Here is a 1,151-nt window from a genome sequence, read left to right on the forward strand (position 1 = left end):
TTTTTTTACTATAGTGCAGACAGAAACCGTAAACACCGGCGTTGACATGCCGGGGAAGCCCTTATAGTACAATAATTCTCTATATCCAAACTGACCCCTGGTAGCTCCCTCGTGCGCTCTCCTGTTCCTGCCTTTCGGTTTACCGGTGTCATTCCGCTGTTATGGCCGCGTTTGTCTCATTCCACGCCTGACACTCAGTTCCGGGAAGGCAGTTCGCTCCAAGCTGGACTGTATGCACGAACCCCCCGTTCAGTCCGACCGCTGCGCCTTATCCGGTAACTATCGTCTTGAGTCCAACCCGGAAAGACACGACTTAACGCCACTGGCAGCAGCCATTGGTAACTGATGATGTGCGAGAGATTTAGAGAGTACTTGAAGTGGCGGCCTGACTGCGGCTACACTGAAAGGACAGTTTTGGTGACTAGTCTCGCACAAGACAGTTACCTGGTTAAGCAGCCTGCAAGCTGGCTTAACCTTCGATAAAACCGCCCTGCAAGGCGGTTTTTTTCGTTTACAGAGCAAGAGATTACTCGTAGGTAGAGAGGATCTCAAGAAGATCCTGAACCGCCCCGGTTTTCCGGGAGAGTTTTTAGTCCGCGAACTCAGGCTGCCATAGCTCCGTTTCCGATGGAAGCATAATACGCTCTTTCGGCTTCAGCCGGGGGGATGTGACCGAGCCGTTCCAGTAGTCGGCCGCTGTTGTACCAGTCCACCCACGTCAGCGTCGCCAACTCAACCTCTGCTCGGCTTTTCCAGCTCTGTCTGTGTATCACCTCCGCTTTGTACAGGCCGTTGATGCTTTCCGCCATCGCATTGTCGTAGGAGTCGCCTGAGCTGCCCGTCGAGGCCAGTAAGCCCGCGTCCTGCAGACGTTGCATGTACGCCAGCGACACGTACTGCGAGCCCTTATCCGAGTGATGGATGGTGCCGGAAGGGCGACGGGCCCACAGCGCCTGCTCCAGCGCATCCAGCACGAACGTGGTTTCCATCGATGACGACACTCGCCAACCCACGATGCCGCCGGCAAACACATCGATGATGAACGCTACATACGCGAACCCCTGCCAAGTACTCAGTAGAGTAAGAGGCAGGGCGTAGTCGGACTATTTCCCTGCCTCTCCTCCCCGAACCGGACGTGCACCTTTCAGCGC

Annotated in this window: 1 protein-coding gene and 1 pseudogene; one reads left to right on the forward strand and one right to left on the reverse strand. The window is 55.5% G+C overall.

Going from position 1 to position 1,151, the window contains the following annotated elements:
* Positions 1-232 precede the first annotated feature (232 nt).
* On the forward strand, positions 233-346 hold the full coding sequence (locus tag QMN93_RS25950) for a hypothetical protein (RefSeq protein WP_013087254.1): 114 nt from the start codon (positions 233-235) through the stop codon (positions 344-346).
* Positions 347-602: 256 nt separating this feature from the next.
* Here the strand turns inward: QMN93_RS25950 and QMN93_RS25955 are convergent.
* Positions 603-1,082 (reverse strand): annotated as a pseudogene (locus QMN93_RS25955) (IS3 family transposase); the annotation flags it as partial.
* Positions 1,083-1,151 lie beyond the last annotated feature (69 nt).

It is taken from the genome of Enterobacter sp. R-1.6.2, from assembly GCF_035064085.1.
Classification (GTDB): Bacteria; Pseudomonadota; Gammaproteobacteria; order Enterobacterales; family Enterobacteriaceae; genus Enterobacter; species Enterobacter asburiae_B.

Coding starts and splice junctions, on each gene's coding strand:
- QMN93_RS25950 (WP_013087254.1), top strand. CDS start 233: ATGCACGAACCCCCCGTTCAGTCCGACCGCTGCGCCTTATCCGGTAAC.